16 protein-coding genes are annotated in these 26,503 nt (G+C 67.9%); 12 read left to right on the plus strand and 4 right to left on the minus strand.

All coding sequences use genetic code 11. The features are described 5' to 3' along the window. The first annotated feature begins 13 nt into the window (after nucleotides 1-13). Together sctT and AC3G88_RS27130 are read left to right on the plus strand one after the other, a co-directional pair. Complete coding sequence (gene sctT / locus AC3G88_RS27125) at nucleotides 14-817, plus strand: type III secretion system export apparatus subunit SctT (RefSeq protein ID WP_488894320.1); 804 nt, start codon at nucleotides 14-16, stop codon at nucleotides 815-817. Beyond that, nucleotides 814-1,854, plus strand: coding sequence for an EscU/YscU/HrcU family type III secretion system export apparatus switch protein (locus AC3G88_RS27130; protein ID WP_488894321.1), 1,041 nt, complete (start codon nucleotides 814-816; stop codon nucleotides 1,852-1,854). Before sctT ends, AC3G88_RS27130 begins: the two co-directional genes overlap by 4 nt. A 27-nt stretch (nucleotides 1,855-1,881) precedes the next feature. Here the strand turns inward: AC3G88_RS27130 and AC3G88_RS27135 are convergent, their stop codons facing one another. Next, complete coding sequence (locus AC3G88_RS27135) at nucleotides 1,882-2,844, minus strand: helix-turn-helix transcriptional regulator (RefSeq protein WP_487522635.1); 963 nt, start codon at nucleotides 2,842-2,844, stop codon at nucleotides 1,882-1,884. A gap of 565 nt (nucleotides 2,845-3,409) precedes the next feature. Further along, nucleotides 3,410-4,744: an MFS transporter gene (locus AC3G88_RS27140; RefSeq protein ID WP_488894322.1), complete on the minus strand. Its 1,335-nt coding sequence runs from the start codon at nucleotides 4,742-4,744 to the stop codon at nucleotides 3,410-3,412. A gap of 418 nt (nucleotides 4,745-5,162) precedes the next feature. Between AC3G88_RS27140 and AC3G88_RS27145 the strand changes: the two genes are divergently transcribed. From AC3G88_RS27145 to AC3G88_RS27160, 4 genes are all read left to right on the plus strand, one after another. Next, complete coding sequence (locus AC3G88_RS27145) at nucleotides 5,163-5,696, plus strand: SRPBCC family protein (RefSeq protein ID WP_488894323.1); 534 nt, start codon at nucleotides 5,163-5,165, stop codon at nucleotides 5,694-5,696. 63 nt (nucleotides 5,697-5,759) lie between these two features. Next, nucleotides 5,760-6,689, plus strand: coding sequence for a LysR family transcriptional regulator (locus AC3G88_RS27150; RefSeq protein ID WP_488894324.1), 930 nt, complete (start codon nucleotides 5,760-5,762; stop codon nucleotides 6,687-6,689). Between the two features lie 110 nt (nucleotides 6,690-6,799). Next, nucleotides 6,800-7,603: a putative hydro-lyase gene (locus AC3G88_RS27155; RefSeq protein WP_487522639.1), complete on the plus strand. Its 804-nt coding sequence runs from the start codon at nucleotides 6,800-6,802 to the stop codon at nucleotides 7,601-7,603. 134 nt (nucleotides 7,604-7,737) lie between these two features. Next, nucleotides 7,738-18,318, plus strand: coding sequence for an LWXIA domain-containing protein (locus tag AC3G88_RS27160; protein ID WP_488894325.1), 10,581 nt, complete (start codon nucleotides 7,738-7,740; stop codon nucleotides 18,316-18,318). A gap of 86 nt (nucleotides 18,319-18,404) precedes the next feature. On the opposite strand, the gene AC3G88_RS27165 is transcribed toward AC3G88_RS27160, so the two are convergent. Beyond that, nucleotides 18,405-18,728 carry a hypothetical protein gene (locus tag AC3G88_RS27165; RefSeq protein ID WP_488894326.1) on the minus strand — a complete coding sequence of 108 codons (324 nt, stop codon included), beginning with the start codon at nucleotides 18,726-18,728 and terminating at the stop codon, nucleotides 18,405-18,407. 127 nt (nucleotides 18,729-18,855) lie between these two features. Continuing rightward, on the minus strand, nucleotides 18,856-19,077 hold the full coding sequence (locus tag AC3G88_RS27170) for a hypothetical protein (protein WP_488894327.1): 222 nt from the start codon (nucleotides 19,075-19,077) through the stop codon (nucleotides 18,856-18,858). A gap of 306 nt (nucleotides 19,078-19,383) precedes the next feature. Here AC3G88_RS27170 and AC3G88_RS27175 point away from each other — a divergent pair, with 306 nt between their 5' ends. The 6 genes from AC3G88_RS27175 to AC3G88_RS27200 all read left to right on the plus strand — a co-directional run. Continuing rightward, on the plus strand, nucleotides 19,384-21,357 hold the full coding sequence (locus AC3G88_RS27175) for an arylsulfatase (RefSeq protein WP_488894328.1): 1,974 nt from the start codon (nucleotides 19,384-19,386) through the stop codon (nucleotides 21,355-21,357). 61 nt (nucleotides 21,358-21,418) lie between these two features. Beyond that, nucleotides 21,419-22,390 (plus strand): formylglycine-generating enzyme family protein, encoded by a 972-nt coding sequence (locus AC3G88_RS27180; RefSeq protein WP_488894333.1) that lies wholly within the window; start codon nucleotides 21,419-21,421, stop codon nucleotides 22,388-22,390. Further along, nucleotides 22,383-23,174, plus strand: a complete 792-nt coding sequence (locus AC3G88_RS27185) for a MetQ/NlpA family ABC transporter substrate-binding protein (protein WP_488894329.1) — start codon at nucleotides 22,383-22,385, stop codon at nucleotides 23,172-23,174. Before AC3G88_RS27180 ends, AC3G88_RS27185 begins: the two co-directional genes overlap by 8 nt. Continuing rightward, nucleotides 23,168-24,082: a YkgJ family cysteine cluster protein gene (locus AC3G88_RS27190; RefSeq protein WP_488894330.1), complete on the plus strand. Its 915-nt coding sequence runs from the start codon at nucleotides 23,168-23,170 to the stop codon at nucleotides 24,080-24,082. Before AC3G88_RS27185 ends, AC3G88_RS27190 begins: the two co-directional genes overlap by 7 nt. 184 nt (nucleotides 24,083-24,266) lie before the next feature. Next, a complete protein-coding gene (gene fliD / locus AC3G88_RS27195) occupies nucleotides 24,267-25,724 on the plus strand; it encodes a flagellar filament capping protein FliD (protein WP_488894331.1) in 1,458 nt (485 codons plus the stop codon). A gap of 272 nt (nucleotides 25,725-25,996) precedes the next feature. Next, nucleotides 25,997-26,503 (plus strand): T6SS effector phospholipase Tle3 domain-containing protein (locus AC3G88_RS27200; RefSeq protein ID WP_488894332.1); only part of this gene is annotated, 507 nt, incomplete at its 3' end.

Consider the following 26,503-nt stretch of genomic DNA (forward strand, 5'->3'; position numbering starts at 1 on the left):
CATGCAGGGCGCGATGATTGATCCGGCATGGCTGTTCCACTGGGGACGCGAGGTCATCATGCCCATCGTCATGGTGATGCCGCGGCTGCTGACGGCGTTCACGGTGCTGCCGTTCCTGTCGCAGCAGGCCGTTCCTGGCGTGGCGCGCAACGGCGTGGTACTGGCCATCGCGCTGTTCGTGTCGCCGGGCGCGCGTATCGACCTCGACCACATGGCGGGCGGGCTCTGGCTGGCGCTGATCTTCAAGGAGGCGTTCATCGGCCTGCTGCTGGGCATGGCGTTCGGGCTGTTCTTCGTGGCGCTGCAGATGGTGGGCGAACTGATCGACTTCCAGACCGGCTCGGGCAACGCGACGTTCTTCGACCCGGTGACGCAACAGGAGGACGGGCCGATGGAAAACCTGCTGTCGCACCTGGGCATTGCGCTGTTCGCCGCGTTTGGCGGCTTCTTTGCGATGACCGGCGTGATCGTCGAGTCGTTCGCGTTCTGGCCGGTGATGTCGTTCGGGCCGGAGATGTCGCTGGCGTCGCTGGGCTACGCCACCGCCTATGCCGGCACGATGTTCTCGTGGGTGGTCAAGCTTGCCGCGCCGATCCTGCTGTTGCTGGTGATCGTGGAACTCGGCTTCGCGCTGATTGCGCGGTTCGTGCCGCAGTTCGACGTGTTCCAGTTCGCCCAGCCGGTGAAGATCACCGTCGCCCTGCTGATGCTGGCCCTGATGCTGGCCGTGATGGTCGACACGCTGCAGGGTTTTCTGCGGCCTGACAACGTGCTGATCGAACTGCTGCGGCGCGGCGCGGCAGGGGTCTCGCCATGAGCGACAGTAGCGAAAAGAACCTGGAAGCCACCCACCGCAAGCTGGAGGATGCCCGCAAGCGCGGCGAGGTGCCGCGCAGCAGCGACGTCACGTCGGCGGTGGTGTTCCTGGGCGTGCTGGCGGTGCTGTGGGTGCTGGGCCGCTATTTCGTGCGCCTGTTCCAGGCACTGTGGCACAACGCCATGGGCGCGGTGCCGCAGCATCTGCAGGACCAGCAGATGCTGGTGCTGGGCGAAGCCAGCGCGCGGCTGCTGCTGATGGGCGTGCTGCCCGTGGCGGTGGTGGCGCTGCTATGCGGCATCGTGGGCGCGTTCGTGCAGGTGGGGCCGCTGGTGGCGTTCGAGCAGATCAAGCCGAACCTGAGCCGGCTCAATCCCGCCGAAGGTTTGAAACGGATGTTCGCCGTACGCAACCTGCTGAACCTGGCCAAGATTCTGCTGAAGATCGCCTTGCTGGCCGGGCTGGTCTACGTGCTCGCGCGCGGCGCGATCGAGGACGGCGTGCGCACCGGCCATGCCCGGCCTGCCGAGATCCTGGTGCTGATTGCCTGGATCCTGCTGCGCATGTGCTGCTGGGCGGCGCTGATCTTCCTGGTCATGGCGGTCATCGACTATGTGCACGAGCGCCACGAGTTCATGAAGCAGCAACGCATGAGCGTGGAGGAGTACCGCCGCGAGCACCGCGAGACGCAAGGCGATCCGATCGTGGCCGGCCGGCGGCGAGCCGCGTTCTTCGAGGCGGCGTTCTTCGGGGTGGGTGAGCGCGTGCGCGTATCGACGGCGGTGGTCTATTCCACGCAGTACGCGGTGGCGCTGCGCTACGACGGGCCCGGCACATTGCCGCGCGTGCTGGCCAAGGGTGGCGCGCAGGTGGCGGCGCGCATCCGCCAGGCCGCCGCCGACTACCTGATTCCGTCGGCGTTCGATTCGGACCTGGCGATGCAGCTCTATCTGAAGGTGCCGCTGGATCGCCCGATCGACCGCGACCTGTTCGAGCGGGTGGCCGAACTGATGCGCTGGGCGACGGGCGAGACGTGATCCGGGCGGGCCGGTCAGGCGAACGGCTCAGACCTCCGCCAGCACTTCGCGCGGGCCGCCGATGCGTACGCCCGCTGGGCGCAGCAGCGTTGCCGCCGCGGCCAGCTGCACGCGGTTGCGAACGCCAAAGTGGCTGCGCAGGCGGCGCATGTGATAGTCGACGTTGAAGACCGACATCGCCATCTGGCGCGCGATCTGCTTGTCGGACAGCCCCTGCGCCAGGCAGGCGAGGATTTCGCGCTGCACATCCGACAGGCCCTCGCGCGGCTTTTCGGCCGTGGCCGGAATCTCCGCGTGGCAGGTCAGGAATTCATGCAGCCCCAGCCCCAGCGTCAGCGCCTGGCCCAGCACGGTGTCGCCAATCCAGCGCCGGCTCTCGATGCCCGACATGAAGCTGATGATGACGATATCGCTGGTGCTCGGCATCGGCAGGTTCAGGAACACCCCGCTGCGGATGCCGGCATCGCGCAGGTCGTCCAGAAAGCGCCGCAGTCGCAGCGGCGTGGCCTTGCCGTCGATGCCCTGTTCGAGGTCGTCCGCATCCCACACCATCGGCAGGCCAAACATGCCGGGCTGGGGGTTGCGCGGATCGATCTCGAAATACCGCTCGCGGAAATAGCGGTCGCGCCAGCCGGGCGCCGTGTACGTGTCGAAGAACGTGCGCGGCTGGATCTGGCCCCCGACGTTGGCGGCGGTGCCATAGCCGAGATAGTCGAAGCCGATGGCGTGAATGGCGGCCTGCATCACGCCGCAGCGCCCCTCGTGCGTGCCTTCGGCGGCCAGCGCCGAAACCAGCCCGGGCGTGCCGCCCTGGCGCGGCCTGCCGCGCGTGGGAACGATATGCCGTTCGCCATAGAACCGCACACCATGATGCGTGACCGCCATCGATGGTGGCGTGTGTGCCGGCCGCGTGTTGCGCAGCGTGTTTGCGATATCCATGCCTGACGCCCCCGCGTCCTGGCCGGGCATGCCTGCCTCTACTCTGGTCATAAGGCCTCCGTGCGTATGCCTGCTGCGCGGTATGCCAGCCTTGTGAGCCTGCTGCCGCGCCTCCCGTTCGAGCTGCCGTCAGCGCGCCAGGATTCGCGCCACGGCGGCATGGTCGAATCGCTGCACCGGAACACTGGTGCAGGCATCGCCACGCCTTGTCGAGGGGCGCCATCATGACGTCGAGCCGGCTGGCTCACATACTGCTGCTGACCCGGAATCCCGTCTGGATTGCCGATTGACCCGGCCAACCGTGGCCGTGCTGTCGTTTCTTGTGTTGACGCTGTTTTCCACCGCGACGCCGGCCGGTGTGCTGGCTGGCGTATTGCCCGACCGCAGGCGTGCTGGGCCTCTCGCGCGCCCCCGTCAGAGGGATAGGGCCGGGTGCCGCGCGGACGCTGCCGTGTCATTGTGTTTCTGGGCGGCAAGGTGCCGGGCGACTGCGCGTCAGAAGCGTACGCCAGTCTGCGTCGTCGCCGCAAGCGCCGTGGCGCCGTTGCCACTTTCGGTTACTGGCCGGTTACACATGGCCATGTTGCATCGCTTCGTGATATGTCGCCGGGGACACCTATGCGTCCAGCGGCTTGCCGCGTGTTTCCGGCAGCGTCAGGGCGGCCAGGATCAGCACGCCGTAGGCCGCCGCCGCGAAGATACCGATCGCGTGGCCCAGCGACATCTGCTGGCTCACCTGGCCGATCAGGAACGGGAAGAACGCACCGATGGCCCGGCCCACGTTGTAACAGAAGCCCTGGCCCGATCCGCGCACGCTGGTGGGGAACAGCTCGGTCAGCAACGCCCCCATGCCCGAGAAAATGCCCGAGGCAAAGAAGCCCAGCGGAAAGCCCAGCAGCAGCATCAGCGTGTTGCTGACGGGAATATGCGTGTACGCCAGCGCGATCGTCATCGACCCGATCGCGAACAGGATGAAGTTGCGCTTGCGGCCGATGCGGTCGGTCAGGTAGGCACTGATCACGTAGCCGATATAGGAGCCCACGATCACCATGGCCAGATACCCGCCCGTGCCCAGCACCGTCAGGTTGCGCTCGGTCTTCAGGAACGTCGGCAACCAGGTGGTGATGGCGTAGTAGCCGCCCTGCGCGCCGGTGGTCAGCAGCGCCGCACGCACCGTGATGGACAGCAGGCCCGGCGAGAAGATGGCGGCGAACGACTTGCGGTCGGCGGCGCCCTGGCCGGCCTTGGCCTTGTGCTCGACGTAGACCTCCGGCTCCTTGACCATCCGACGCAGCAGGATCACGAACACCGCTGGCAGCAGCCCGATCAGGAACAGCGCACGCCAGGCGGTTTCGGGTGGCAGCAGCGAGAACACCAGCGCGTACAGCAGCGCGGACAGGCCCCAGCCGATGGCCCAGCCGGCCTGCACCATGCCCACGGCCTTGCCGCGGTCCTTTGCGCGGATGGCTTCGCCGATCAGCACGGCGCCGGCAGTCCATTCGCCGCCAAAGCCGAAGCCCATCAGCGCACGCGCGATCAGTAACTGTTCGTAGTTCTGCGCCAGGCCGCACAGGAACGTGAAGAACGCGAACCAGAGGATGGTCAGTTGCAGGGTGCGCACGCGGCCGATGCGGTCCGACAGGATGCCGGCCACCCAGCCGCCGGCCGCCGATGTCAGCAGCGTGGCAGTACCGATGAAGCCCGCGTCTGCGCGCGAGATGCCCCAGGTGGCGATCAGCGTCGGGATCACGAAGCTCAGGAACTGCGTGTCCATGGCGTCGAGCGCGTACCCGACCTTGCAGCTCCAGAACGTGCGCCGCTCGTTGGGGGTGATGTCGCGATACCAGGAGAAGAAGCCGCGCTGCGGCTCGGCCTGCGCGTCGGGGTGTGCGCCGGCCGGGTGCGACGATGGCCGGTCCGGTCCCGGGATGCTGCCTATCTGCGTGTCCATGCAATCCTCTTCGTGGTGAGCGCGCTGGCTGGCCGTGGAACCCAGGCTGGCAGCGTCGTTGGTGCCTGCATTCTTGAAACCGGGACCGCTGCACGTCCAACTACTTTTTCGGGCAAGGTCCGATAAAGAAAATTGAATCCTGTGCTGCAAGCCAGTACGAAAGCGGGATGCCGGGTGATGCACCGGCGCGGGGCTTTCGGGTAATCCCTGAGCGTCGGGCCTGGGCCGTACCCGGGACAAGGCGGTAAGCATACGGCGCGCCAGCCGGCGCATTCGCTACGGAAATCCGTAGCAGCCGTGGCACTACGAGTGCTCGGTAATGGCCTTGCGCGCAGGTAGCCGCTACGCTTGTGCCCGTTCCCCATTTCATGCCGCCAGCTGCCCCATCATGCGTCCATTGAAAGCGGTGTCCGCCGCCATGCTTCTTGCCCTTGCGTGTGCCGCCGCGCATGCGCAGATGACGCCGGTGGAACGGTCGATCCTGGTGCAGGCATCACCCGATCGGGTGTGGCTGCTCGGCGGCGACTATTGCGCCATCGCCCGATGGGATGCGGCACTGCGACGGTGCGATGTCGTACTGGGCAACGGCGCGCCGGGAACGGTGCGGCGCATGGTCTATCGTGCGGGCGGGCTGCCGGCGGTGGACGTGCTGACCGATCGCGGCCCATGGTCGTACAGCTACCGCAAGCTGTCGGGCCACACGCGCGGCCGCTGGCAGGTGGCGGCCGGGCCGGATGCCGGCACCACGGTCGTCACGTGGCAGGTATGGCTGGACCCCTTCGCGCTGCCCAACGGCGCGGGATCGGAATACCCGCTGGCGCTCGGTGACGAGATGCTGGGCGCGATGGAACGGTTGCGGCAGCGCGCCGAGGCCGACGAGCGCGAGGCTGCTGCCGAGGCGCGGGAAGCGGCGCTACGCACCACGCCGGCGTTTTCGATGGAGGGGAGTTGACAGCGGCGCGCGCGGGCCGCAAGGTCTGGTCTGCTTCGGCGTCGTGCCGGTCCTTTCATCGCCATGAACCTGCGCTTTCTTGAAACCTTCGTCTGGGTGGCGCGGCTGCGCAGCTTCCGGCTGACAGCCGAAAAGCTGTTCAGCACGCAGGCCTCGATTTCCAGCCGCATTGCGGTGCTGGAAGAAGACCTCGGGGTCAGGCTGTTCCTGCGCGATTCGCGCGGCGTCACGCTCACGCCCGAGGGGCAGCGCGTGCTCGACTACGCCGAGAAGATGGTGCACACGATGCACCAGATGCGGCAGTCGCTGGACCGGTCGCGCATTATTGGCGGGCGGGTGCGCATCGGGGCGATGGATTCCGTCATCCATACCTGGCTGTCCACCGTGGTCAAGCGCGCCATGGCGACGTATCCCGAGCTGGAGATCGAACTGACCGCCGACGCGGCGATGAATCTCTGCGACCAGCTGCAGAAGGGGTATCTCGACGTGATCTTCCAGACCGACCTGATGCGGCTGGAGACGGTGCGCAATATCGAGCTGGCGCGCTACCCGATCCGCTGGATCGTGGCCACCGGCAGCGCCTTCGACCGGCCCTACGCGTCGCTGGAGGAACTGGGCGCCGAGCGCGTGATCACCTTCGTCAAGAATTCGCGGCCGCACCAGGACATCCTGAGCCTGTTCCATCTGAACGGCGTGGCGTCGCCGCGCATCAACTGCGTGAATTCCGTGGCCGCGATGACGCGACTGATCGGCGACGGCTTCGGCATCGGTGCCGTGCCGCCAGCCCTGGTGCGCAAGGAACTGGCCGAAGGCACGCTGTCGGTGGTGGAGATCGACAACCACCCGCCGCCGCTGGAAATCGTGGCGTCATGGCGCATCGGCGCCGGACTGGAAGTGCACGAATCGGTGGTGGAGTTGGCGACCCAGGTGGTGGCGGACTTCTGCGCCGACGTGGGTGAGGAGATGGCCACACCGGCCCACGGACCTTCGTAGTCATCGGAATTGTCTATCGCGCGAGGCGCGAAAGATTTGTTGGACGGCATGCGTGCGCGGCCACCAGAATCGGTTGCACAACCAGATTCCCGTGAGACACACGCCGCACCATGAACCACCCGCTCCAGCACGCCGCATCGATCCTGCCCGACGACCCCGCCGCCCTGCGCCGCCTGATCCGCGAGGGCCGCTATCGCGGCCATACCAGCGGCCTGGCGCGCGGCCATGTGCAGGCCAATATCGTGATCCTGACGCGCGACTGGGCCTACGACTTCCTCCAGTTCTGCGCGCTGAACCGCAAGGCCTGCCCGCTGATCGACGTGACCGATCCCGGCGACCCGGTCTTCCGCAACCTGGGCGCCGATGTCGATATCCGCACCGATGTGCCGATGTATCGCGTCTACCGCCACGGCACCGAGTACCACGAGACCACCTCCATTGCCGAACTGTGGCGCGACGACTTCGTGGCGTTTGCCATCGGTTGCTCGTTCTCGTTCGAACACGCGCTGCTGGCGGCCAATGTGCCGCTCAAGCACATCAACCTGGGCCGTAACGTGGCGATGTTCCGCACGGGCATCGAGACGCGGCCGGCTGGGCGCCTGTCCGGCAAGCTCGTGGTGTCGATGCGGCCGCTGTCGGCCGCCGATGCGATCCTGGCCACCGAGATCACGGCGCGCTATCCCGATGTGCATGGGGCGCCTGTGCATATCGGCGATCCGTCGCTGATCGGCATCGACGATATCGAGGCGCCCGACTATGGCGATGCCGTGCCGCTCGACGCGCACGAGATTCCGGTGTTCTGGGCCTGCGGTGTCACGCCGCAGGCGGTGATCCGCGAAGCCAGGCCGGAGATCTGCATCACGCACGCGCCGGGCTGCATGCTGGTCACCGACCTGGACAACAACCGGCTCTGATCGGGCGCGCAGCAGGCCGGCCCTACGAGTTTCCTTAGTGTCGCCACGCCCACCGGCGCGCGACAATCCGCCAGTCGGTCGGTAGCGGCCGGCCTGCCGGCAGCGACGCCGGCGTCCACGTGGAGACAAGCGACATGCTGGATTTCATGGATGCGATCCGCGCCGCCGCTGCTGCAGCAGCCCGCGCGGCGGCGGAGGCGGCCGAACGTGCCCGTCAGGCCGCCGAGGAGGCCCAGCGCCGCGCGCAGGAGCAGGCCCGCCAGGCCGCGCAGGCTCAGGCCCAGGCGCAGGCCAACAAGCCCAAGCCGCCCCCGCCGGAACCGCCCAAGGCGCAGCAGGCCACGCCAGCGAAGACCGAACCCAGGGCGGATACCCCAACGGTCCAGAACGCCGTCTACACCGGCAACACCACGCTGGCGCTGCAGCAGACCAACGCGACGACCGAGGCGAAGCCGCAGCAAGACGCTCCCCCGCCCGATCCCGAAAAAGCCCAGCGGGAAAAGGACGAGAAGGACGCGAAGGCGCTGACCGACAGCTGGCAGAAGGATGCGCAGGACGCGCTCGACAAGGCGGCGAAGAAGGCCGGCGGCCGAGAGCTGACCGATGCCGAATGGAAGCCGCTCAGCCAGCAGTACGGCAACGTCATGGGTGGCGTCCAGAACGAACTGCGCGTGGCCGCCAACCATGCGGCGAAGACCGGCGGCGACGTGACGAAGGCCGTCAACGACAAGGCTTCGGAGATCAAGGGCCGCTACAAGGACGATCCGATCGTGCAGGGCAACCTGGACGAGACGAAAAAGGACTACTTGGCGAAGGAAACCACGCAGGACGCGCGCAATACCGAAGGCGCCCGCTTCAAGGTCATCGTCGCGCAGGAGAAGGCCGACAAGACCGCCGCGAAGCTTGCCCAGGAACAGGCGGACTACGTGAAGATCCCGGGCGGCATCCGCCGGGCCGAGCCCGGGCTCGATGACGACCTGCAGGCGGCACGTACCGCCGACACCCAGGCGCAGGCCGAGCTGGAACGCGCCGGCCAGGACTTTGGTGACGCGCTGCAGAAGGAAATCGACACGCTGGCGGTCAAGCAGTACAAGAGCGATGCCGATGCGTCGCTCGACGCCGCCCGCAACGACACGACGCTGCATAACCGTTATCTGCGCGAGGAGAGCCTCGGCAGCGCGCGTCAGGCCGCGGCCGACGCGCAGACGCAGCTGAACGACCTGCAGGCCGGCAAGGGCGTCAAGGTGCCGGAGCGGTACCGGAGCGAGGCCGCCGACCAGGTCAAACATCGGTACGACAACGACCCGCAGCTGGGCGCGCTGGTGGATCGGCTGAACCTGAAGGGCCGGTTGCAGGGCGAGCTCGACCACCTGGTGCCACGCACTGACTTCGAGAAGAAGCTCGCCGCCACAGATCCCACCACGCTGGCGATGGCGCGGACGCTGGACCTGACGCTCGATCCCGAGGCGAAGAACGATCCAAACTCGGCGGTGACGCGCGACATGCCGAATTCGGAACGGATGCTGATGAAGGAGCAGCCCGGTAGCTACGTGCTGTACAAGTACCTGCAGCAGGACCCGTCCGCGCAGGTGAAGGACGGCACGCAGGTCCACGACATGTCCGCGCTGCTGTCAACGCCGGTGCAGCAGTTGAGCACGAAGGCGGGGGGCGACCCGAAGGCGTCGGACACACAGGTGGCCAGGCAGAGCCTGCAGCGCCTGTTCACATTCGCCGATGTGGCGACGGAGGTGCGCGTCGGCAAGATGGGCACGATGATCGACCAGCAGCTTGGCCGCGGCGACGTGGCGGGTGCGCTGGCGACGCGCAAGGCCGGCGTGGATGCCGCGCTGACCGACGACGAACGCAGCCAGTACGTGGGCGTGCGCGCGGACCGTTTCAATAGTGACCTGTTCAAGTCGCAGATCGACGCATCGATGCGCAAGGATCTGAAGAACAAGACCTACGACGACGACAACAAGTACATCCAGGGCCAGCAGACCATGTACGCCGACAAGGTCGGAAAGTACCTGCAGGATGTGGCGCCGAACCTGATACCCGAGGACGCCCAGACGCTGGCGTCTTCGGTGAAGGCCGAGTATGGCAACGACTGGACCGGCCGCAATGTGTCCGGCGGCGCGGGCTACAACGACTGGGATGCGTTCTACAGCGGGCTGTCGGCCGTGGTGGACAAGGCCGATCAGCCGTACTACCAGGCCAACCCCAAGGCTGCCCCCGGCAGCGGCCCTGCCGCGCAGGATACGGCGCGCTGGCTGGCCGACCGGGACAACGACGTGCACGTCCTGGTGATGCAGAACCAGGCCGGCGTGAAGCAGGGCGCCGTGTACGGTGGCGCACGCGACGCAGGCAGTCACGGCCATATCGGCCTGTCGGTGGCTTTGGCGAAGGCGCTCCGGAACAGCGATGACGCCCCGTTGATGGCGGCGAGCGACCTGGAGCGTGCGTACAAGAAGGGCTTCAGCGAAGCGGCGCCCGACGACAAGGAAGTGGCCGAGCAGAACAAGCTGTTCGAGCTGGACAAGGACGAGATCCTGAACCAGGCCTTCGACGGCCTGGCCATGAAGAAGCAGGACCTGACCGCCGATGTCGGCGACGATGCCGCGCTGGACAAGGCGATTCGCACGGCGCTGCCGAATGCGGACCCTGCGGGCATCGATGCCATCAAGCAGGAGATCCGTGACAACGCGGGCGGCAAGAGCCAGGTGTCGGTGGTACCGATCTACGTCACGCAGCCGGGCGGCGCGCCCTACCAGTCGGCGGTGTTCGAGTTCAAGGGCCGCGAAGGCAACACGATGTGGGTGGACGACGCGGGCGCGGTCTACGGCAAGGACGGCAAGGACCCCAAACGCGACTTCCAGGAGAACAACCAGCTGTCCGACAAGGGCACGATCTACATCGCCGACCGCAATCTCGACCGGAACCAGGACGGGCACGTGGGGTACGAGACGATGGACGCCCATATCACCACCGGCTGGGACCGGGCCATGGGCTGGGTCAACCTGGGCGCGGCTGCATTGGGCGCGGCCGCCGGCGTGGTGCTGGCCGTGGGCTCGGGGGGCACACTGACGCCTCTGGTGGCGGTGGCCTGGGGCGGCATGATCACGAGCATGGGCTACGGCATCGGCACGTCGGCGTACGAACTGCACAACATGGCGGACCACGGCCGGTCGGTGAATCCGTTCAGCAGCCAGGAAGCCATGTCGCAATGGCTGAACGTGGCGGGGTCGGTGGCCGGCATGGGCGGCATGGGCCTGACCAAATTCGCCACCATGGCGGCACGCGGCGGCGCACGGCTGGCCGCCAGCGGCAACACCGCGGCGGGCGAACTGATGATGCAGCAGGCTGCGCGGGCGGGCGTGACCAGCAAGGTGATGAACGGTGTCGGGTTCGGTATCGGCGGCTACCAGTCCGGCCAGCAGGCCGTGGCGTTCGCGCGCTATGGAAAGGACATGAGCACCAGCGAGATCGTGCAGAACGCGGCATCGCTGCTGATGGGCGCGACGCAGATGATGCCGATGGCGATCCAGAAGCGCATCGGCGAATCGGTTCGCGATACGTACCAGCGCACGCGCGGCCCCGGCGCCGATCCGCTGGGCCAGGCGGCCAGTCGCGCCGGCGAAGGGCCGGACGCGGCACGGACGATGGCTGCCGGCGCGGACGCCGCCGCGCCGGGCCCATCGCGCCAGCGGGTCGATGGTCCCGAACGCGCCATGCGTTCGGGCGATGCGGCGCCCACGGGCCGGCGCGGTGGCGCACACGATGGCGACGGGCAGGCCGGCACGGCGCGGTCCCGCGCGGGTGGCGAAGCCGATGGCGCGCCGCAGCCACGTACGCCGGCAACTGCCGCGGGGCGCAGGGCGGGCGATACACCCCCCACCGCGCCTGCCGCCGCGCCGCGCGCCGCGACACGCACGCCGTCCACGGTGCGCGACGGCGCGGATGCGTCGGCCAGTCGTCCGTCGGCGGTCAAGCTGTCCACGTTCTTCAGCATGCGGGTGCGCGGCGCGATGGTGGAGAACCGTGTCATCGCCAACATGATGGATCGCGCGCTGGCCCGTGCGCAGGAGCGTTTTCTTGCGGGAGCCGCCGAAGGCCGCCGTTCGTCGCGCCAGTCGGCGGACGATCGCGCGGAATCGGCGGCCGCCCACCGGCGCCGCATCCATGCCGCGCCGGTGCATGCACGTCGCGGACGCGTGGACGCCGAGGGCACGCCATTGCAGCGCCGTACCATCGGCCACGACGCGCCGGTCAAGCAGGCCGAAGCCGCCGGCGCGCGGCCCATGGCGCTGCGCCAGAACGCCCTGTCGCCGATCGACCAGGTGCTCTGGATCCCGGGCAGCATGGAAGTGATCGGCACGCCGTACGGCGCCGAAATGGCCGCGCACGCGCTGGCGGACCGCGATACCGTGATGATCGTGACGGGTGCGCTGACCGACCATGGCGGCGCCGAGACCAACGGCATTGTGGGCGCCGCCACGCTGGGCACCTACCTGGCGTCGCTGGGCAAGGAGGTGATCTACGTCACCGATCCGGCCCACGCCAGGGTATTGCGCCGCATGCTGCGGCAGGACCTGCAGCAGGAGAACTTCCGCGTCGAAACGTTTGGCGCGCGCCATGCCGGGGATGCGGCCCGGCGGTCGGCGCAGTTGCTGGGCCAGCACCAGCCCGACGCCGTGATCTCGATCGAGGTCGGTGGGCGCAATGCCCATGGCGAATACCATCTGCAAAACGGGCAGCGCGTGCGCAACAACGTGCGGCTGGACCAGTTGCTGGTGGATGCCAACCACCGCGACGGCGTGCTGACCGTGGCGGTGGGTGATCACGGCAACGAGGCCGGCCTGCGCGCCATCCGCGACCGGGTGACCCCGCAGATGCCCGAGCGCGAGGCGATGTTCGAGATGTGGTCGGACGTTGGGGCCGACCGGGTGGTGACCGGCATGAACTCGAACCTGGCCGCGCAGGCCATTGGCTTTGCGCTGCAACGCTACATGCGCGGCGCCGGCCATATGCCCGAGGCTGCGAAGGTGGGCGACATGCTCGAAACCCTGGCGCACGCAGGCGCGCGCGATGGCGTCACCCACGAAGTCGGCGCGAACACCGTGCATGGCATGAGCAAGACCGCCCAGAAGGGCGCGTACGAACTGCTGGCCGCCGCGGCCGAGCAATTGCCCGAGGGTCTGGAACTGTCCGCCCTGTTCGAGGGCATTCAGCGGCGCAACCTGCCCGAGGGCGTCAGGGTGGGCGACGTCGGCATCCAGGTAGCGGACGATGTCATCGTCGTCACGGCGTTCGATTCCAGCAACGGCGGCCTGCTGGCCGCGCAGAACATCGCACGCCATATCCACGCGATGACGGGCCGGGCGGTCCAGGTCATCGCGTTCACGGACCACGCGGCCGGCACCTACGGCAACCGCTCGCGGCCGGACCTGATCGCCAAGGTGCATGACGGCATGGTGGCGGTGCAGAAGGCCGACGGCACGGTGGACCTGATCGCGTGCAACACGGCGTGCACGGCGTTCCCCGAGGCGCTGGACGGCACGGTGGACGCCGCGCGGGTGGTCGATCTGATCCAGCAGACGGCGCCGTGGATCCTGAGCGAGGGCGGCGCGCATCCGGTGATCGTGGCCACGCCGCGCACGGTAGAGCTTCAGGCGTACGCCAAGGCCGTGTCGGCACTGAGCGGCGGCAGCCGGACCGTTGGCGAGATCGCGGCGCCGAACTGGGCGCGTGGCGTCAACGAGTTGCGGCACCTGGCCGAGGGCGCGCCGCTGGCCGAACTGAAACGCTGGATCGCCAACGACATCACGGCCGAGAGCATCCCGCCCGAGACCACGTCGCTGTGGTTCTGCTGCACGCACTACCCGGCGCTGGCCGATCTGGTCCAGGCACGGCTGGTGGAAATCGGCCGGCCCAACGTGAAGCTGGTGGACCCGATGCAGTACCAGGCCCGGAAAGGCGTGGAGGTGCTGGTGGAGAAGGGGTTGCTGCGGCCCGAAGATGTACTGGCGAACCCCGTCGATATCGCACAGGTGCCCGACAGCCAGACGTTGCCGACCATGGTGTTCACATCGGGGCGGCCGGGGCGTGTGTCGCCACTGGCGCATGCGATGGGCAGCCGCACCGACATCCGCGTTTTCCATACGCCGTTTGGCGACGCCGCCGACGTGTCGCCGGCCATGGCCCTGCTGCACGGCGGGCGCTACCTGAGCGCAGTGGACCGCGTCAGCTTCAACTATATCGGCCGTGGCCTGCGCGATTTCTACATGCCAGGCGGTGCCGGGCGTGCGGCGAACGTGCTGGAGTCCGGCAAGAACGTGATGCTGCTGACCGGGTTCTCCGTGGCGCCGGGCAAGCCCGAAACGGATGGCCCGCCGGGTACCGCCGAACTCGGCCGCGCGCTGCGGCTGCGGGGCAAGCAGGTGACGTACGTGGTGGATTCGGCCAACAAGCCCATCCTCGAAGCCGTGCTGCGCGAGATGGGCGAGCCGGTGGACAACATCGAAGTGTTCGATGCGCCGATGGGCGAGGCCACCGATGCCGCCAACGCGCTGCTGGACCGTGTGCGCCCTGACCGCGTAATGGCCATCGAAGTGCCGTCGCGCGCGCAGGACGGCTCGAAGAACAACATGCGCGGCATCGAGATCGACGGGTTCAATCCGGCCATCGACGAGATTCTGCTGCAGGCCAATGGCCGCGATGGCATGTTGACGCTGGGCATTGGCGACGGCGGCAACGAGGCCGGCATGGGCGGGCTGCGCGGGCTGATTCCGAAGGGCAAGGGCGAGGCGGATGGCACGGGCCGGGGCAAGGACATTGCCGCCGTGGTCACGGCGGACCATGTGGTCACGGCCAGCGTGTCGAACTGGGGCGCCTACGGGATCTCCGCGTTGCTGCTGCGCCATGCCGGCATGATCGACCGCTTCCAGACGCCTGCCGAACTGCGCCGCGTGTTGAAGGCGGCCGCCGAGGCCGGCGCGGTGGACGGCGTCTCGCGCGAATACCAGCCTACCGTGGATGGCATGTCCACCGATGTGCATGCTGCCGTCCTGGAGTTCTACCGTTATGCGGCGATGGGCGAGGGGCCCTCGGGCCCGGGGGCGGCGCCGAAGTCCTGGCCGACCGGCCCCGATTCCGCGCGCAGCCTGATTGGCGCCGCCGCGCGGGCCGTGGTGCATGGCGACGCGATGCCGCAGGCGCGCACCAACCGTGGCGCCGCCGGCGTGGCGCGCGCGCGCACGCCAGCGGTGCGTGATGGCGGCTGGTCGCTGCTGGAGGCGACGCGGCATCCTGCCGCCGTGGCGGCAACGATCGATGCGGTCCATGCCAGCGGTGGCCGGCTCGATGGTGTGCGTTACGTGGTGACCCATGGCGGCGACGATACGCCGGTGACGTCGCACGATACGCTGGCGCAGGCCATGGCGTCGGCCGATGCCGCCGTGCAGGGCGGGCAGGACGTGACGGTGCAGGTGCTGACGCAGGGCTACCGGGGCCGCATCGACGATGGCAACCGCGTGGGCCACGTGCCGCTGACGCTGCACGGGCGGCGCGTGACCGCCGCGCCGTTTGTGTTGAATCGCGCGTATGGCGGCGACATCCGCGTGGCATTGCCCGAGGGCTTCCGGCCCGGTGTGGCCCTGACGCGCCGGGAAAACGGCCGGCGTATCGACCACCTGGATCAGCTCGCGCAGTTTCCGCGCGGTCCGGCGCACCTGGACCTTGCGCAGGAAGGCGGGCAGCTCACTTTCGACGGCGAGGCGGTGGGGGTGACGGTGCCGCAGGTGCCGGGCTATTTCACGGTGCGGGCCACCGGGGTGGCCGATGGCATCGTGATGCACGGCGTCAAGCACGGCGCCGCCGCCCTGATCGCCCGTATCCAGGCCCACCCCGACTATGTGGAAGGCATGCCCGTGCTGCTCTACGACTGCTTCGGACAGGACGGCGTGGTGTCGCTGGCCCAGCAGGTGGCCGACGGGCTGAACGCCCCCGTCTATGGCGGCGATGGCCGGCTGGAGATCGATGCGATGCTGCCTGACGGCGCCGATATCGCGCACGGTGCCGGCCTGCGGGTGAACAGCGATGCAGACGCGATGGCGCGCTCGGGTGCCGATATCCACGTCACCAATGGCGGCCGCTTCTTCGGTTCGCGACCCGGGCTGCCCGTGGTGGGTGTGACCCACGGCGGCAGGCCGGCTGCCGGGCATGCCGTGCCGGCTGCACGGACCAGCGCCGCGCCGCGCCGCGCCGATCTGACGCTGGGTGACCGGCCGCACAGCGTGAACGCGCCGCGCGATCAGACGGTGGTCGTGGCATCGGTGCATCCGGACGGCGGCCTGCGCGGACAGGACGGCGCGCCGGTCACGGCGCACGAACTGGCTTTGGCGCTGGCGGATTTCTGGGAGCCGGGGCAGCCTGTGGTACTGGCGCTCGATGGCGCGCAGTCGCCGCAAGGCCGCGCGGCGGCCCAGCGGGTGGCTGACGTCATGCAGACCGAGGTCGTGGTGCCGGAATTTCCGTTGCAACGCGGCACCTTGCCGGACGGCCGTACGCCGGCGGTGGACCTGGCGCAGCCGGGCAACTGGCGGCGGCTGCAGCCCGCGCGGGACCCCTATGCATCGGCCCGCTTCGACATCGAAGCCGACGGCGGCGTCTACCTGCGGCTGCCGAACGGGGCGCGCGAGAAGGTGGAACTGGCCGACTACCTCGGACCGCGCCTGGGCAGCGGGGGGGCCAAGACGGTGTTTGCGCTGGGCGCGGACAAGGCCATCGGCATCGCCAACGATGCCGAGATCAGCGGGATCATGGTGCGGAGCGAACGGGAGGCGCTGGATGCGGCCACGGCGGGCGGCGTGCCCACGATCCGCACGTTCGGCCCGGCGGATATGTCGCTATGGGGCATCCCGGCGATCGGGTATGAGCGATATGCCGTCAGCAGCAAGGATCTGTTCGGCGCCCACGCCCGGGCTGACGACCCAAGGCTGGCGCTGCTCAACGACAGGTCGGTGCGGGATCTGGACGCGCTGCAAGCCGTGCTGCGCGATACGGGCGCCTATCTTGGCGATGGCGAGTTCGCGGTGTTTGCTGACGGATCGGTCAAGGTGGCCGACCTGACGCATGTGGAGTGGCACAGCACCGAGTACCAGGGCGAGGCGTTCGCGCATACGCTGCAGCGGATGCGCGAGATCGCCGCGCGCAACGCCGGGGCCGCCCCGGACGCCGGCATGCAGCGCCGAACCATCGCGCACGATGCGCCGGCCGCGCCGACGCCGGCCGGCAGCAACGGCCCCCGGCCGTGGAAGATGGCCACGACGATGACGGTGGCGGCGGCCAGCAGCGCGGCGATGGCCGGTGCCACGTACGCCGTCACGTCGGGCACGGGTGTCAACCCGGTGCTGACCGGCGCGGCCTGCTTTATCTATCGGGGCAGCGTGGCGGCGGCGCGCACCATGCACACCGTGCGCCTGCAGGCGCGGCTGAAAGACCCGTCGCCCGCCGACGTGGCGTGGCTGACGACGCGGCTGAGCGGCAGGCGCGCCGATGCCTGGGGCATTCGTCCGGCGGATCAGCAACAAGCCCGGGACGCACTGGCGAAACTCGATCACCACCTGCATGGCGAAGGCAGGGACGCGCCCGATGCGGGCCAGCAGGTCGCCGACGCGACGCAGGCGCTGAAGGGCGTGATCGGCGCCATCCTGCATCCTGACACCGTGCCGGGCCGGATCAACGATGCGCTGCAGATCGGCACCCTGGCCGTCAACAACGGCAACAGCGTGCTCTGGTTTGCCCATAACGGGCTGGCCTTCGGCGATCCGCTGCTGTACAGCACGCTGGCGTTCGCGGCCGCCAACCCGGTGCTGAGTACGTTCAACGTGGCCAACCGGCTGGGGCATCACGTGGGCGGCAAGCCGTCGGCGGTGGTGGGCGCGCAGATGCGCAAGTTCGTGATGAACAGCTACGCGCTCGGATCGGTGCCGCTGGCACTGGGCGATGTGATGCACCAGGGCGGCGTGGTGGGCGCGTTCGAGGCGGCCAGCCTGCTGGTGTTCGGCGCCGGCGCCCATCTGAACTCGCGCAATGACAAGAACGCGCTGCGCCTGGCACGCAATGAAGCGCCGGTGGATTATGCGGGCGCGGAAAGCAAGTGGAAGTTCTACGGCAAGGCCATGCCGTACGGGCTGGTGCTGCTGGGCGGGGGCGTGATCGCGAACTTCGTCACGAAGATCGTGATGGAACTGACCAAAGACGAGAAGGATGGCACGGGCAGGCCCGCGCCGACGTCCACGCCCGATCCGACATCGTCGCCGACGCCCGCACCATCGCCATCGCCAACGCCATCGCCTACGACGGCGCCCGGGTCCCCTTCGGCCACGCAGCCGCCGGAGACCGGGCCGAGGCCGACCGGGCCCGGACATCCGTCCACCTCCCGGCCAAGGCCGCGCCCACGGGACGAGACGGTCACGGTCAAGCCCTACTCGGCCGCCACCGTGAACGACGCCACGCTATGGGGCATTGCGCGCACGCATCTGGAGACGCTGCTGTCCGACGAACAGAAGCACGCAGCAGATGCCGTTCCGATGACGCCAGACGAGCAGGTCGGGAACTTCGCGCTGCGGGAACTGGTGAACCTGAACCCGCAGTACCGGCTGTCGGAAGACCCCGACCATCTCGAGCCGGGGTGGGTACTGGACGTGACGCGGTAGTGCGACGTGGCGCCGGGATGTGGCGCCGGGGACGGGGCGCCCGCGCTCAGGGAATGCGGCGGGGGCGCCCGACGCCCTCTGGTGCGTCAGTCGTCGTCACGCCAGCGCCGGTCGCGCCGCCATTCGTGTTCGCGCCAGCGTTGCTCGCGGCGCCACTCGCGCTCGCGCCAACGCTGTTCGCGCCAGCCGTCGTAGTAGCCAGGCGCCACCACCACAGGGCGGGGCGCGACCACCACGGGGCGGGGTGCCATGTAGACGGGGGCGGGCTCGTAGTACACCGGCGCCGGCGGCGGCGCGGCCACGTAGGCCGGCACGCCGATACCGATGTCGAAATTGACATGCGCCTCGGCGGCGGCCGAGGCCGTGAGGGCGGAAAGACCGATCAGACTGGCGATGAGGAACCTGGACATGGAGAGCACCTTTGCTCGTTGCTGCGTGGATGCCGATACTAACGGCGCGCGGCGCGGTCCGTTGACCCTGTCCCAGGTGTCTTTGTAAGCTGTTGTATCGATTGTCTGCCCGCCCAGTGTGCCGCGTTTACTGGCTGGTCGCGTCCGCGTCGCCTTCGCCGGCGCGGCGCTCGTTCGGGGTCTTGCCCGGCGACGGGTGTTCCGGCCGCAGGGCATGACCCGAAGTCTCGTCGTCCACGAGCCCATTGCCCTCGCCGGAGACCTTCACTTCGATCGTCTCGACGAAATGGTCGGGCTCGTCCTGCTCGATCCGGTTGTTACGTATTGATGCATCTTCTCGGGCTGCCATGGTGCGCTCCTTTATCGCGTCTTAATCGGAAATTAAGAGAGGGATAACGGAGAACAGTGCAAGGTCCGGGCCACGCCTGCAGCGCCCGCGCTCCGCGCCCGGACCGGCAACACGGGAGCGCAGCGCATGCGCCGGCTTGCAAAATCTACAAGCGCGAGGCATCGGCGGCGGTCGGCGCGCCTTTCCTACCGGGGGTGCCCGCGCGCGGGGCACGAATATCGATAGGCAAAAACATTCGTTCGGCGCCGCGTGCCGTGTTCTTAGCATGACCCCTTTCCAAAAAAATCCGGTTCAGGAGAGAGGCGTATGACAAGAACGACAGCAGCGTCCCGTAGTCAGCGAAGCACCCCCGCCCGCCGCGTGCTGGCGGGCCTGTGCGCCACGGCGGTGGCGTTGATGAGCGGCTGCGGCAGCGACGATGCGCCGACAACTTCCTCCGGCAATCCCGCCCCGACAACGGTGGCGACAAAGAAGCCCAACATCGTCTTCATCATGGCCGACGACCTCGGCTATTCGGACCTGGGCGCCTTCGGCAGCGAAATCCGCACGCCCAATCTGGATGCGCTGGTAAAGCAGGGCCGCATCCTGGCCAACCATCATACGGCGGCGGTCTGCGCGGTGACGCGCTCGATGATCATCTCCGGCACCGATCACCACCTCGTGGGCCAGGGCACCATGGCCACCACCGACGTGAACTACGTCGACGAGAACAACGCGCCGAAGCCCGGCTACGAGGGCTATCTGAACGACCGCGCGCTGTCGATCGCCCAACTGCTCAAGGATGGCGGCTACCACACGTACATGGCCGGCAAGTGGCACCTGGGCAGCGGGCTGCCCAACGCCACCAACCAGGGGGCGAATGTCGGCACGACATCGCCGGGCCAGACGCCGGTGTCGTGGGGCTTCGAGAAGAGCTACGCCCTGCTGGGCGGCGGTGGCGATCACTTCGGCCGCAACGGCAGCACCGCGTATGTGGAAGACGACCACTACGTGACGCCGAACACGACGAACTTCTTCTCGTCGGACTTCTACACATCGACGATTCTCAAGTACATCGATTCGAGCACCGGCAAGAATGCTGACGGCAAGCCGTTCTTCGCCTACCTGACCTACCAGGCGCCCCACTCGCCGCTGCAGGCGCCGGCGGCGTACATCGATCGCTACAAGGGCGTCTACGATGCTGGCTACGAGCCCATCCGGGCGGCGCGGCTGGCGCGACAGAAGGCGCTGGGGCTGATTCCCGCCGATTTCACGCCGAACGCCGGGCGCGACGAGACGCTGACAGTGACGCCGAAGTCCGCGAACTGGGGCACGGCGTCGGCCAACTACATCACGTCGACCCACAGCGCGGCGCAGGGCGGCGTCGATACCCGCGTGGCGAATGCCAACAAGAAGTGGGACAGCCTGACTGCCGACGAAAAGCGCGCACAGGCCCGCTACATGGAAATCTTCGCGGCGATGGTCGAGAACCTGGACGACAACGTCGGCCGTCTGGTGCAGCACCTGAAGGACATTGGCGAGTACGACAACACGCTGATCGTGTTCCAGAGCGACAACGGCCCGGAAGCCAGCTATTACGAGTTCAGCGGCAACTACGACCAGAGCTACGACGCGAAGAACGCGGACCCGGCCGTCTATCCGACGCTGGGCACCACGGCGTACAAGGGCTCCAGCAATCTGGACTACGGCCAACGCTGGGCCGAGGTCAGCGCCACGCCGTTCCGGCTCTGGAAGGCGTTCCCGGCGGAAGGCGGCCACTCGGTGCCGACCATCGTCAAGCTGCCCGGCGCGGCGCCCGCCCAGCAGGCCGCGCAACTGAACGCCTTCACGCATGTGGTGGACCTGGCGCCCACGTTCCTGGACATTGCCGGCGTGGCCGCACCCAGCACGCCGGCGGCGCCGCTCTATGACAGCAAGGGCGTCAACCGCAATGCCGGCAAGGTGGTCTACGACGGCCGCAACGTGTATCCGATCACCGGACTGTCGCTGCTGCCGACGCTGCAGGGCAAGGCCAGCGGCCCGGCACGCACCACGTTTGCGGAAGAGCTCTACGGCCGCACCTACGTCTACGCCGACAACTGGAAGGCCACGTGGATCGAGCCGCCGTTCGGGCCGGCCCATGGCGAATGGCAGCTGTTCGACATCCGGGCGGACCGTGGCGAGACCAACGACCTCGCCGTGCAGCGTCCGGACGTGGTGGCGGACCTCAAGGCGAAGTGGAACGACTATGCCAAGGCCGTCGGCGCGGTGCTGCCGAAGGTTCCCGGCATGATCTACTGAGGCGGCCGTGGCACTGCCTGGAATCCGCAAACTGGGGAAGATCGCCGGCGCCGCCTTCGGGGTGGGGCTGGCCGCAACGCTGGCGGTACGCGCCGTGCCGCTGCATGGCGCGGCGGCGCTCGGCACGCCGCGCCAGTGCGCTGCCTATACAGGCTTGCCCGATGACTGGCGCAAGCAGGGCAAGGCAGGCATGGCGCACGTGCGTGGCGGCGAATTCGTGCCGGGCACCACGCTCGGCTATCCCGATGAACGGCCTGCCGGCAAGACGCGCGTGGGCAGCTTCTGGATTGACCGTACCGAAGTTACCAATGCGCAGTTCGCCGCCTTCGTGCAGGCCACCGGGTATCGCACCGACGCCGAGCGCGCCGGCGAGGCCGTGGTGTTCCACAAGCCCACCGGCGAGGAACTGCAGCAACGGCCCTATGCCTGGTGGTCGATGGTGCGCGGCGCCGACTGGCGGCATCCGTCGGGCCCGGCATCGGCCATCGACGGCAAGGACAACCAGCCGGTCACGCTGGTGACGCAGGCCGATGCGCGCGCTTACGCGCAGTGGCTTGGCCACGACCTGCCGACCGAGGACGAATGGGAGTACGCGGCCAAGGCCGGCCAGCGTGGCGCGGCGCTGGAAACCGCCCCGGCCAATGCGGATGGGACGCCCACGGCCAACTACTGGCAAGGCGTGTTCCCTGTGCTGAACAGTGCCCGCGACGGCTTCGACGGCCTGGCGCCGGTGGGCTGCTTCACGGCGAATGCGTTCGGCCTGTACGACATGATCGCCAACGCGTGGGAATGGACCGCCGACCCGTACACCGGGCCGCGCCAGTCGCACGCCAACGGCGATACCGCGTTCGTGGCGGCGTTGTCGGGCCGGTCCGGCAACCCGCGTGACACGCGCATGGCGGTCATCAAGGGCGGCTCGTTCCTGTGCGCGCCGGACTTCTGCGTGCGCTACCGGGCGTCGGCGCGCGAACCGGCCGAGCGCGACCTGCCGACTTCGCATATTGGCTTCCGGACGGTGCTTCGCGATGGTTAAGGCGCTGTTGCTGGGATTGGGCTGTACCTGGGCGCTGCAATCGCCGGTGTGGGCCGCGACGCGGGCTGACGTGTCCGTCAACGCGCGGCCTGTCGTGCGCATCGGGGTGGCCAGCCAGGCCGACCGCGAGCTTGTGGCGGCGGCCGCGAACGCGGGTGGCGCGGTGCCATTGCAGGCGGTGTCCTTCGCCGACGCCGCCGAAGTACGCCGGGCGCTGCGCGCGCGCCGCATCGACGCCTCGATTGCGGAGGATGCCCAGGCACTGGCTGGCGATGCATCGGTCTGCACGGTGGCTTACACGGTGACCTATCCGATGGGGTTGTACGCGGAGAAGATCGCGGCGCTGCGGGAGGTGCCCGTGGGCGCCGTCATTGCCATCCCGGCCGACCGGGCCGGGCAGGGGCGCGCGCTACTGCTGCTGCAGAACCACGGGCTGATCCGTATCGATGGCGAGGCCGGTCTGCGGCCCCAGCTTGCCGACATCATCGACAATCCGCGCAAGCTGCGCTTCGAGCGTTTGCCGTCGCAACGGCTGGCTGCCGCCTTGCGCCGCTACGCGCTGGTGGCGCTGCCTTACGCGGCCGCCGATGCCGCGGGACTGGCGCCGGCGCGCGACGCGCTCGGTATCGAGGATGCCCGTGTGCCGTGGGCGAACGCGCTGGCGGTACGGGCGGCGGACTGCCGGGCGGACTGGGTGGCGCAGACGGTCGGCGCGCTGCATTCCCCGGCGGTGAAGTCTTTCATCCTGACGCGCTTCAACGATTCGGTGCGTCGGCCATGGTAGACGGCGAGCGCGGCGGTGATCCGGTCGCGATTGGCTTTCATTGCACGGCGTGCGGCAAGTGCTGCAATTCGCCGCCGCTGATGAGCATGGACGAGTTGTTCCGCCACGCCGACCGCTTTGTCGGCGCCTTGTCGTTGCGGCGCGTGCGGCCGCCCCTGGCCGGCACGCGGCACAGGGTGGACGGGCACCTCGTGGAAGTCACTGCCGACGACGTGGCGGCGTTTGCCGCGCTGGCGCGCCGGCAGGGCCATCCGCTGCCGAATGGCGACGTGCTGATGATCGCCACGCAGGCCATCGACTATCCGTCGCGCGGACGCTGTCCCGCACTGGCCGACGACGGGCGCTGCACGATCCACGCGTCCCGCCCCTCCACCTGCGCGATGGTGCCGCTCGACGCCTGGGTGCCAGACCGGCTGCAGGCCGTGTCGCTGGCGGCCAAGCGACGCGGCGGCGAACACGATATCGGCGCCGACTGTATATCCGTCCTGTCGTCGGGATCGTTGCCGGCGGATGTCATCCCGCTCGTGCGGGCGGGCGGGGTTGCCGAGCCTGGCTACGCCGCAGCACTGGCCCGGCGTCGCGACGACGAGGCACGGGACAAGGCTGTCTGGGGTGATGCCGTATGCCGCCTGCTGATGCCTGAACTGCTGGGCGCGGCGCGTGGCATCGCATCGATTCCGTTTGCCGGCTACCGCACGCTGCCGCTGGTGCCCGTACTGGCCGTGCTCGCCGATGGCGGCCCGGAGGCCCGGGCCCGCTGCCTCGACTACATCGCGGCCCAGCGCCGGCTGATCGCCGCATCGATCGATGCCGCGCTGGCCCGGCGCCGCATCGATGACAAACCAATGACAGCCCAGCTGCGTCAATGCGATGCGGCCTTGTCCGCCCTGGGCCAACGTCTGACGTAATGCCTTGTTTGTGCTGCATAAGGCTCATTCATCAGGTTTAGCCCCACTTCGTATCGTCTTTGTATCGTTTCTGTATCAAAAAGGCTAAAGATCCACTTTCGTTCGACGTAAACGTGGATGTCAGGACATTCAGGTGACGCAGAGCCTGAGTGACAAAGAAACGAACAAGAAGAAGGGCACAACCATGGCATCGATTTCCTCCCTCGGGGTTGGGGCCAACCTCGAGCTGTCCACATTGCTGGACAAGTTGTCCACCGCCGAGCGCGCGCCGCTGACGGCCCTGGACAACCAGCACACGGCCTACCAGACCCGCCTGACCGCCTATGGCACGGTCAAGAGCATGCTCACCAGCTTCCAGGCCACGGCCAAGGCGCTGATGAACCGGGACACCTTCGGCGCGGTCAAGTCGTCGGTGGGCAATGCCGACATCATGACGGTGACGACCGCCGCCAACGCCGTACCCAGCGACCTCAGCGTCAACGTGACGCGGCTGGCGCAGGCCCAGTCGCTGGCCGGCACCGGGTACGCCAAGCAGGACGTGCAGATCGGTTCCGGCACGCTGACGTTCGAGTTCGGCACCACCACGGGCTGGGACGAAGCCAGCGGCACCTACGTGAACCCCGGGTTCACTCCCAATGCGGCCACTGCTGCCGTACCCAACCCCCGCACGATCACGATCGACCCGGGCAAGGGGTCGCTGCAGGACATCCGCGATGCCATCAACAAGGCCGGCATCGGCGTCAAGGCCAGCATCATCAACGATGGCAGCGCCACGCCGTACCGGCTGATCCTGACGTCGGACAAGACCGGCGAGACAATGAGCATGCGCATCACGGGCTCGTCACCCGAACTGCAGGGGGTGGCGGGCTACGACCCGACCACGCCGGGGTCGAACGCGATGAAGGAAACGCTGCGCGCCACCAACGCGGCGCTGACGGTCAATGGCATCGCCATCACCAGCACCAGCAACACCGTGGTGGACGCCGCGCAGGGCGTGACCATGACGCTCAAGAAGACCGGCACGACGTCGCTGTCGCTGACGCAGGACACCGACAGCATCAAGAATTCCATCCAGGCGATGGTCACCGCCTACAACAACATCCAGTCCTCGATCAAGTCGCTGACCGCGTTCGACACCAAGGCGATGACCAAGGGCGCGCTGAACGGCGACACATCGATCCGCGGCATCCAGACGACCATCCGCGCCGTGCTGAACACGCCCGAGGCAGGCATGCCGGACAAGGCCCCGACCATGCTGGCCGCCATCGGCGTGTCGATGCAGAAGGACGGCACGATGGCGATCGACAGCAAGAAGCTGGACGCCGCGCTGAAGGACAACCTGCCCACCGTGACGCAGCTGTTCGCGGGCGACGGCACCACGGGCGGCTTCGCCCGCCGGCTGTCCGATGCGGTAGACAAGATGACCGGGGAAAGCGGCCCGATCGGCGCGGTCACCACCGGCATCGAACGCAGCATGAAGGACCTCGAAAAGCGTTACGAGGACCTGAGCGTGCGCATCGACGCCAAGATCGAACGCTACCGCAAGCAGTTCACCGCGCTGGACCTGGCGGTGGCGCAGATGAACAACACCAAGAACTACCTGACACAGCAGTTCCAGGCGTTGACGAACGCGAAGAAGTAAAACGCTTCAGGCGCGCTTGGGGTGGAAAGGGCGATGGCTTCGGCTGTCGCCCTTTTTGTTTTGCCTGTGCGGAGCGATGAAGGTGTGTTGCGTAAATCATCGTTCTCCGAATCTGCATAAGTAAAAGCATGTTGATTGTGATGCGTTAGGAAACGGCGAAACAGCGACTTCTTCCGCCTGAAAAGCCGCTAGTTTGCGAGCCGCAGCTTCATGGCGTCGTGCATCGGGCACGGTGACATGGAAGCCGGGATTCGCTGACCGCAATGGCTGAAATGACGCAAGCAACCACGCCGGACGACGCCGGCCCGAACGATGAAACCCCCGGAGAGCCCAGACCAAGTACATCCACGCGCGTCGTGCCGATGCAACGCGACGCATTCGGCAGGCCGTACTGGGAATCCTTTCTGACCCCTGCCAGCTACCAGGTGAGGGCCGAGGCCCGTGTGCCGCCGCACTTGCCGGGGATCATCATTTTTGTGCATGGGGTGAATTCGGAGGGGGAGTGGTATGACGACGCCGAGCAGGCGCTGTGTGAGGGGTTAAGCGAACGCCTTGGGCTGAATGGAACCGGATCCCAGTTGAAGGCAAATGCTTACGTCGATCAGGAGCCGGCGCCGTCTCAAAAGAGGCATATGCGTAGAGTGGACCCCGACAACCCCGGCTACTCCCCCGTCATCCGCTTTTATTGGGGCTACCGAGAACCCGACGAAAGCCCAGGCCGCTTCAAGATTCCACTACGCAATATCGCTGGCGCTGACTTCTGGAAACGAAAGGAAGCC

It is taken from the genome of Cupriavidus sp. 86D6, from assembly GCF_057815095.1.

What these genes read in the sequence shown, in the direction of transcription:
- AC3G88_RS27170 (WP_488894327.1), bottom strand. Translation starts at nt 19,077, where the DNA reads ATGGCAGCCCGAGAAGATGCATCAATACGTAACAACCGGATCGAGCAG.
- sctT (WP_488894320.1), top strand. Translation starts at nt 14, where the DNA reads ATGATTGATCCGGCATGGCTGTTCCACTGGGGACGCGAGGTCATCATG.
- AC3G88_RS27145 (WP_488894323.1), top strand. Translation starts at nt 5,163, where the DNA reads ATGCTTCTTGCCCTTGCGTGTGCCGCCGCGCATGCGCAGATGACGCCG.
- AC3G88_RS27155 (WP_487522639.1), top strand. Translation starts at nt 6,800, where the DNA reads ATGAACCACCCGCTCCAGCACGCCGCATCGATCCTGCCCGACGACCCC.
- AC3G88_RS27135 (WP_487522635.1), bottom strand. Translation starts at nt 2,844, where the DNA reads ATGACCAGAGTAGAGGCAGGCATGCCCGGCCAGGACGCGGGGGCGTCA.
- fliD (WP_488894331.1), top strand. Translation starts at nt 24,267, where the DNA reads ATGGCATCGATTTCCTCCCTCGGGGTTGGGGCCAACCTCGAGCTGTCC.
- AC3G88_RS27175 (WP_488894328.1), top strand. Translation starts at nt 19,384, where the DNA reads ATGACAAGAACGACAGCAGCGTCCCGTAGTCAGCGAAGCACCCCCGCC.
- AC3G88_RS27130 (WP_488894321.1), top strand. Translation starts at nt 814, where the DNA reads ATGAGCGACAGTAGCGAAAAGAACCTGGAAGCCACCCACCGCAAGCTG.
- AC3G88_RS27160 (WP_488894325.1), top strand. Translation starts at nt 7,738, where the DNA reads ATGCTGGATTTCATGGATGCGATCCGCGCCGCCGCTGCTGCAGCAGCC.
- AC3G88_RS27150 (WP_488894324.1), top strand. Translation starts at nt 5,760, where the DNA reads ATGAACCTGCGCTTTCTTGAAACCTTCGTCTGGGTGGCGCGGCTGCGC.
- AC3G88_RS27190 (WP_488894330.1), top strand. Translation starts at nt 23,168, where the DNA reads ATGGTAGACGGCGAGCGCGGCGGTGATCCGGTCGCGATTGGCTTTCAT.
- AC3G88_RS27165 (WP_488894326.1), bottom strand. Translation starts at nt 18,728, where the DNA reads ATGTCCAGGTTCCTCATCGCCAGTCTGATCGGTCTTTCCGCCCTCACG.
- AC3G88_RS27140 (WP_488894322.1), bottom strand. Translation starts at nt 4,744, where the DNA reads ATGGACACGCAGATAGGCAGCATCCCGGGACCGGACCGGCCATCGTCG.
- AC3G88_RS27185 (WP_488894329.1), top strand. Translation starts at nt 22,383, where the DNA reads ATGGTTAAGGCGCTGTTGCTGGGATTGGGCTGTACCTGGGCGCTGCAA.